Below are 6728 nucleotides of genomic sequence, written 5' to 3'. Positions count from 1 at the left end.
GTTCTGGTCGCAGCATGGTCCCCGCGATCGCGGTGGCTCTTTTCTATGCGATCGCGGGGACCATGCTGCGACCAGAACTGTGGAACGAGCCGCTCGGCCCATTCCTGAAGATCCTGCCGATCCTGGTTCTGCATTTTGTCGCGCTAGCGGTCCTGGAGGAACGCTGATGACCTACTTCATGCTCAAGTTCCTGCATGTCGTCGGCGCGGCCGTGCTGCTGGGCACCGGCGCCGGCATCGCCTTCTTCATGCTGCTCGCTCACCGGACCGGAAATTCCGCGACCATCGCGGCGGTCGCACGCATCGTCGTGATCGCCGATTTCATCTTCACTGCAACCGCCGTCGTCGCCCAACCTGTCACCGGTGCATTCCTCGCCTGGCATTCCGGCTATTCGCTGACCGAGGGGTGGATTGTGCTTTCGATCCTGCTCTACCTCATCACCGGCCTGTTCTGGCTTCCAGTCGTGTGGATGCAGATCGAGATGCGCAATCTCGCTATGCAGGCCGCGGCAGAGAAGCAACCTCTACCACAGCGCTATGACACCTTGTTTCGGCTCTGGTTCGCCTTTGGCTTTCCTGCCTTCGCGGCAGTGCTCGCCATCTTCTGGCTGATGATTTCGCGACCTTCGATCGACTGGTTCGCCTTGTAGCACCGGACTTCGTCTCCCTCGTCACGGTCTGCAACATCGCTGCGCCTACCAAATGGAAGGCGATGGGCGCCAGCCGCAGACTGCCTCGTTCCGTTCCTACATACCGGGTGGCAATGGTTGCACAGGTTCCAGGCCATCGCCCGAGCACCACTGTGGCCGGAGGCTGACGGGACTTTGATTGCCGACGACACGTCTATCCACGTCGCCCGAAATGCATCAAGCAGATTGCGAGATTTCGGGCATAGCGGAAAATCTCCGGATGGTGGCGCCGCAGCCAAGCCGCGTTATCTGTTATAAGTCATCAACTGACTGAAAGCGTGGGCAGCCATGTGCAACGACTATGAGCAGCATATCGCCTGGGCCGAATATTGCAGGATGATGCAATTGCTGGCGCTCGACATTCCCACTTATCAAACCGAACTGGATCTGCCGCAGGCGGATGACATCCGCATCAGTGATCCCGCCCCGATCATGCGCGCCGCCGGCGACACGATCGAACTCACGCGCATGACCTTTGCCTTTCCGCCCTCCGGGCCCAAAGGCGGGCCGATCTTCAACTTCCGCTCGGAAGGACGGAACGTCTCCAACAGCAAGCGCTGCCTTATTCCGGCGTCGGCTTTCTTCGAATTCACGGGAAAGAAGTCTCCAAAGGCTAAGCATCGCTTCACGCTCAACGGCGCCTCGTTCATGGCGATCGCCGGCCTGTGGCGCGATGGCGAAGGCAACAAGCCCCCGACATTCGCTATGCTGACGACGGAACCCGGCCTGGACGTGGCGCCCATTGACAATCGCCAGATTGTGGTTCTGCGCCCGGATGATTGGGCGGCATGGATCCACCTCACGAAACCCGAGGTGGAGCTGTTGAAGGCCCTGCCGGCCGGTCGCTGGCGGTAGAAACCGTGCGACAAGGAAGCGACTAGCTCAGATGCCGGTGCGTTTTGCGCAAACACGAAAGATTCTTGGCGGCTTGGCTGCGGCAATTGTGGCCCCTCGAGATCGCGGCTCTCGCCAAAGCGTCTGCACCTCGTTGTCACCGATTACCGAGTGGCCCCTTCCGCCATCAGCGACGCTTGGCTCGTCGGTACGCACGAAAGGTATCGAGCGTGAAATACGTGCCAGCCTGCCTTGGGCGGTGAGGAAGTACGTCAAAGCCGAGACTGGTCGCATGACATTGCGGATGCGTGAAGACGATGCCGAAGAGTTGGAGGCCGCCTCGAACAAGATCGCCAAGACACTGGAAACCATCGCAGTACTCCCGGTCCTGCCGCGCGAGGCCGAAGACATCCTTGCGATCTCTTCGCGTGAGCGTCACAAGTGGCTGAAGGACGGACGGCTGCAAAGCATTGGCACCCGCACCGTGAAGATGCGCGGTCGATCCAAGGCCGTCAACTTCCACGTGTTCGATCCCAGGCACATCGAGGACATCCTTGATCGTGATCTGCCAAGCCTTTGGCGTGAAGAGGACGCGCAGCAAGTTACAGAGAACAGGCGACGTGGCGCCGGCAAGGCTGCCCTGACGCGGGCGGGAAAGGGTAGCGAGAAGGTTCGCGGTGCCGGGAATAACCCCAGAGATGACGCTCCCCGGCCCAAGTTGGAGGGCTGGAACGCGTTCGACGACGAGGGCCTGCTCCGTTAAATCCGTCTAGCCATTCACGTCCAGAATGAGCCCTGAGCGAAAGCTAACCGGGAGCCGAAACGATCTGCAGTCGCGATTGGCACGTCCCGAACCAATCCATGCTCAAGGAGTTCTTCAAGCCGACAACCGCCCATTTTTGGGGATGGCAGATGTTCGACAACTTCGTGCTTGAAATGTTGGAAACCGAGGGCGGGCCGATAAGGCTTCGGCATGGCGGATCTGGGCCGCCTCTGCTTCTGATCCATGGCCATCCTCGCACGCATAGGACTTGGGGCCAGGTCGCCGACTTGCTGTCAGCAGATTTCTCCACGACCATACCCCAATCACTACCCGGAAGGAAAATCATGGCTGTTTCCTATAGAAGGAATCGCTTGCCACGGTGGTGCAGGAAGTCGGCGATGTGAAGAATAGAGGCGCTTCGGCATTTTAAGGTGGATTAGGTCCTGACCGACTAATGGTGCTACATGGGCGATGAAGAATGCCCGCCCAGCGTACGTTGTCTACGCACCACCGCTGATCGGCCTTCCGTTCCTGGCTGTGATACTGGCTCTGGATGGGACGACCATCGCAACGCCCTTTGACACCGCAGATGAAGCGGCCGCCCACAACAAGGTGATGGCGGTTACAGGTGCGATACGGCAAAGCGGACTTGATAATCACAAATAGGAGAACCCGTCCATGAAACTGCTACGCATCACACCGATTGTCATTCTTGCCTGTGCCTTTGCCCTTGCGGCCTGCGCCAACACCGTCCGAGGCGTCGGCCGGGACGTCAAGGCAACGGCCAACGCAGTCGACGACACGGTCAACAAACCATGATGCAGAGGACCGTCACGGTTATCGAGAAGACAACGGGCCGCGTGATCGGAGCGCTGCCGATCGATCTTGCGCAGCAGGATCACGAGGCCTCCGATGATCAGTATTTCACCAAGGCGTTCGAAGCCGCCATGGACAGTGGCCTCATTCGTGAGTCCGACAAGCATGCGGTTGAATTCCGGCTTGAATAAAGTCGACGATGCAACCGCTTTTCTGTCGCGTATCGGGGCATTGTGGTTTGCATGGTTTTGCACCTCAGCCATCCAGCAGGGGTGAATCAACACACCGTCCAGTCCAACTATCCCTAGGACAGCCCGCTGCGGCTATGAATCGAGCGGCCGGTTTGGCCCGGAGGTGAAGCAGCAGCCGCTGCTCAAAGCCACTCAGTAGAGCAAATCGGTGTATTGGTAGGCGAACACCCTCCCGTGCTCGCATCGGTCACCTCAAGAAAGTAGTTTCCGGATCGGTCTAGCGTCACGGGCATTTTCGTTCCCTGTGCGGCGGCCCAATAGGATGTCGGGGCCCCAGCTCGGTATTCCGCTATCACCTGGCCCGCAGGATATTCTCGGATTTGATACCCCACGGTCAGCCCCAGGGTCCGAATTATCCATTAGAGATACCTAACATTTCCCTTTTGGCGAGGCGGGGTGTACTTTAGGTACCGCTGGGTGATCCTAGCGACCTACACTGCCCGCTGCCGAGAGGTGGCGGGCCTTTTTGTTTATGTGTGGAACACCGAAATCCAATGGGAGTTGGAATGCTGTCACCGTCCTTCCGTGGAGGCGATGATGGCCATGGACGTACAGCCGTGGTCGGCCCGCTCTCTGCTTCCTCACAGGGCGGGCCATCTCGCGGGTCGCTCACCGGCAATGACCTGGTGCACCATGCCGTCGACCTCAATACGCAAGTTCGAATACGACCCGGAAACCAGGGTTCTCTCAGTGTGGTTTGTAGCGAGTGGCAGGCAGTACGACTTTCTGGATGTACCGCCGGAGATCGTCGCCGATTTCAAATCTGCCTTTGCCAAGGGCCGCTATTTCAATGGTCGGATCCGCAACCAGTTCGCGTTCCGGCCCGTGGCAAGCTCCGATTCCAGCGGTTCATGCTGAGGCAGATTGTGCCAAGCGACCTGGCGGAAATCGCGCATGTCGAACGGCTGGCCGCAGACCGGACAGGTCATGAAATTGTCGCGCTCGTCGGCAGGCTCGCCGCCGTGCTGCGTGCCGGGAATCGGCGGTCCAAGGTCGGATAGCTTCGTCATAACCATCAAACATTCAATTCGTCTAAAATGTTCCGGAACCATTTTAGCGCGCGCTAATTGAATCGCACTATGCGAGTCAGCGCATGCGTTTGAAGTTCATAAAGCCTATGGAGCCCGAGCTGGTCGAAACGCCACCGCAGGGCGACGAATGGCTCCATGAGATCAAATTCGACGGGTATCGGACCCAAATCATGAAGGATGAAAACGGGATCCGGCTGTTCACCAAGAACGGATACGACTGGACAGGCCGCTATATCGAACTTGCCGGAGAGGCGGAGGCGATCGAGGCGGAAAGTTTCATCATCGATGGCGAGACAATCACGGTCAACGAGGCCGGCCTGTCCGACTTCCAGGCCCTGCAGTCAGCCGTCACCCGTCGTGAGCCGTCGCGCGATCTGTATTTGGTGGCATTCGACCTCCTGCACCTGAACGGGCATGATTTGCGCAACATGCCGGTGGAAGACCGCCGCGAGATCCTGCAGGAACTGATTCCAGCCGTCGGCCGCATTCAGGTCAGCAAAGCCCTGCCCGGCACCGGTGACGCGGTTTATCACCTGGTCGACAGGGCAGGGTTGGAGGGCATGGTCTCGAAGCGCAAGGACAGCGTCTATCGCAGCGGACCGACGATGAACTGGCGCAAGATCAAGTGCTATGCCGAAAAGGAAATGGACATTATTGGCGTGCAGCGCGAGGCCGGAAAGCCCGCAATGGTGCTCATGGCCGACAAAGGCCGATATGCTGGCGGCGCTTTCGTTGCGTTTAAAGCTGACAAGCGCCAGCGACTTTGGGATCGCGTGCAAGGGAAGGTCGGGGGACCAGTGCCGATCGGTCTCAAGAAAGAAAAGGCCGAATGGCTCAAGCCTGGTCTGGTCGGTCGCGTGCGGTTCCTGAAGGGCGAGGAAAGGCTCCGCCACGCCAAGCTGCTGGACTACCGTGAGGAATAAGCTTGCGACAAGGTGCTGCCCATGACGCGGAACGGAACCGTGTGCCTGGCGTTGTGCGGAAGTCGACGTCTAGGAGAAACGGCATGGTGGCGCCACGCGCGGTCTGGAAGGGTTTTCTGAGGGTCGGTTCCGTGTCGTGCGGGGTCAAGATAGTGGGTGCCACCAGCGAGGCATCGAAAATCCACTTCAAGATTTTGAACCGCAGCGACGGTTTACCCGTGAAGAGTGCCTATGTCGACGAAGGCACCGGCGATGTTGTCGAAGCCGAGGATCAGATCAAAGGCTATGAGGCGGACAAGGGCGATTTCATCCACGTCGAGCCGGACGAGATCAAGAAACTGAAACTGACGTCCCAGCATACGCTTGATGTCGATTCCTTTGTTCCGGTTGCCGAGATCGACACGCGCTATCTCGAAAAGCCCTACTACTTGATCCCGGCAGATGGCGCTTCCCTTGAGGCCTTTGCCGTCCTGCGCGATGCGATGGCCAAGAAGCGCGTCGCGGCACGTTCCTGCGTCGTACTCTATCAGCGCGGCCGCGAAGTATTGATACAGCCGTTTGAAAAAGGAATGCTGCTGACCGAGTTGCGCACCCACAATGAGATGACATCGGAAGACACCGTCTTTAATGACGTGAAAAGCCCAAATTACGATTCGGATTTGCTCGAAATCGCGGGGCTTCTCATCGACAAGAAGGTGACAAAGTTCGATCCTTCGAAATTCGAGGATACTTACGAGGATGCGTTGATTGCCATGATCGACGCCAAGCGCAAGGGCAAAAAACCGCCGAAACCAGCGCCAAAGCCTCAGGAGAACGTGGTCGACCTGGCCTCGGTTTTGCGAAAGAGCCTCGCCAAGGAAGGCATCGGCCAAGACCGGCCAAAGGCCAAGAGCCGCAAATCGGCATAGTTAAAGATAGCAATCCCACCATCACCGCGCATCATCCAGTAGTTTTGGCGCGCTCGCGCGTTTCCGGCGTCAGGCCTTCGGCCAATCTCACCGGCTCGTCGCACTGCGACGCTGCGGCAATCGGGAGGAAAGAACACCCGACGCGACAAATCGCGGAGGGCCGGATTGCCGTTGTGCCCGTAGCTATAGGTCTCGTCGTTTGGTTCTCCTTGTGACCGACTGGTCGGCGTGGTCACCGTCACCCAAAAAATGATCGTGCCGACCTGGCCATGGATCGATGCATGTGAGATTGCGTTCATTGGATGTTCGTTGCTTTAGTCAATCGCAATGTAGTGTTGAGCGGAAACGAAGTGGGCCCGCCACTGAGGACACAAACAGCGGCGGGCCCTGCTTTGAGACCTGGCCCGGGAGCCAAGCTGCAGACCCAATTTCGATTTCAGAGAGAGGTTCCAGGCCTGCAGAAAAAACTTTACGCATGCTTGCATTGCACAGGCTCGGAACTCGGAACCGGAGG

Annotated in this window: 8 protein-coding genes and 1 pseudogene; all 9 read left to right on the top strand. The window is 58.4% G+C overall.

Annotated elements, in window-relative coordinates; translation table 11 throughout:
* Positions 1 to 167 (top strand): DoxX-like family protein (locus EN949_RS31300; RefSeq protein ID WP_245472549.1); only part of this gene is annotated, 167 nt, incomplete at its 5' end.
* Positions 167 to 649, top strand: coding sequence for a DUF2269 family protein (locus EN949_RS31295; protein WP_127370388.1), 483 nt, complete (start codon positions 167 to 169; stop codon positions 647 to 649). The genes EN949_RS31300 and EN949_RS31295, both read left to right, overlap by 1 nt.
* Positions 650 to 976: 327 nt before the next feature.
* Positions 977 to 1569, top strand: a pseudogene (locus EN949_RS31290) (SOS response-associated peptidase family protein).
* 5 nt (positions 1570 to 1574) lie between these two features.
* Complete coding sequence (locus tag EN949_RS31285; RefSeq protein ID WP_245459443.1) at positions 1575 to 2285, top strand: hypothetical protein; 711 nt, start codon at positions 1575 to 1577, stop codon at positions 2283 to 2285.
* Between the two features lie 678 nt (positions 2286 to 2963).
* A complete protein-coding gene (locus EN949_RS31275; RefSeq protein ID WP_032809501.1) occupies positions 2964 to 3104 on the top strand; it encodes an entericidin A/B family lipoprotein in 141 nt (46 codons plus the stop codon).
* Positions 3101 to 3292 (top strand): hypothetical protein, encoded by a 192-nt coding sequence (locus EN949_RS31270; protein WP_013525035.1) that lies wholly within the window; start codon positions 3101 to 3103, stop codon positions 3290 to 3292. The genes EN949_RS31275 and EN949_RS31270 overlap by 4 nt, the downstream gene beginning before the upstream one ends.
* Before the next feature lie 594 nt (positions 3293 to 3886).
* Entirely contained in the window at positions 3887 to 4210 is a 324-nt protein-coding gene (locus tag EN949_RS31265) for a KTSC domain-containing protein (RefSeq protein ID WP_245461904.1), read from the top strand.
* 235 nt (positions 4211 to 4445) lie between these two features.
* The gene (locus EN949_RS31255) at positions 4446 to 5306 is read left to right on the top strand and encodes an ATP-dependent DNA ligase (RefSeq protein WP_127369312.1); all 861 of its coding nucleotides are present in this window, start codon (positions 4446 to 4448) and stop codon (positions 5304 to 5306) included.
* A gap of 83 nt (positions 5307 to 5389) precedes the next feature.
* The gene (locus EN949_RS31250) at positions 5390 to 6214 is read left to right on the top strand and encodes a Ku protein (RefSeq protein WP_063174039.1); all 825 of its coding nucleotides are present in this window, start codon (positions 5390 to 5392) and stop codon (positions 6212 to 6214) included.
* Positions 6215 to 6728: the final 514 nt, after the last annotated feature.

The organism is Mesorhizobium sp. M7A.F.Ca.US.007.01.2.1, assembly GCF_003998165.1.
In the GTDB taxonomy this organism is placed as follows: domain Bacteria; phylum Pseudomonadota; class Alphaproteobacteria; order Rhizobiales; family Rhizobiaceae; genus Mesorhizobium; species Mesorhizobium ciceri.
The sequence above is the reverse complement of the archived record's forward strand: the minus strand, read 5'-3'. Positions and strand labels throughout refer to the sequence as shown.

What these genes read in the sequence shown, in the direction of transcription:
- EN949_RS31285 (WP_245459443.1), top strand. Translation starts at nt 1,575, where the DNA reads ATGCCGGTGCGTTTTGCGCAAACACGAAAGATTCTTGGCGGCTTGGCT.
- EN949_RS31255 (WP_127369312.1), top strand. Translation starts at nt 4,446, where the DNA reads ATGCGTTTGAAGTTCATAAAGCCTATGGAGCCCGAGCTGGTCGAAACG.
- EN949_RS31250 (WP_063174039.1), top strand. Translation starts at nt 5,390, where the DNA reads ATGGTGGCGCCACGCGCGGTCTGGAAGGGTTTTCTGAGGGTCGGTTCC.
- EN949_RS31295 (WP_127370388.1), top strand. Translation starts at nt 167, where the DNA reads ATGACCTACTTCATGCTCAAGTTCCTGCATGTCGTCGGCGCGGCCGTG.
- EN949_RS31275 (WP_032809501.1), top strand. Translation starts at nt 2,964, where the DNA reads ATGAAACTGCTACGCATCACACCGATTGTCATTCTTGCCTGTGCCTTT.
- EN949_RS31270 (WP_013525035.1), top strand. Translation starts at nt 3,101, where the DNA reads ATGATGCAGAGGACCGTCACGGTTATCGAGAAGACAACGGGCCGCGTG.
- EN949_RS31265 (WP_245461904.1), top strand. Translation starts at nt 3,887, where the DNA reads ATGATGGCCATGGACGTACAGCCGTGGTCGGCCCGCTCTCTGCTTCCT.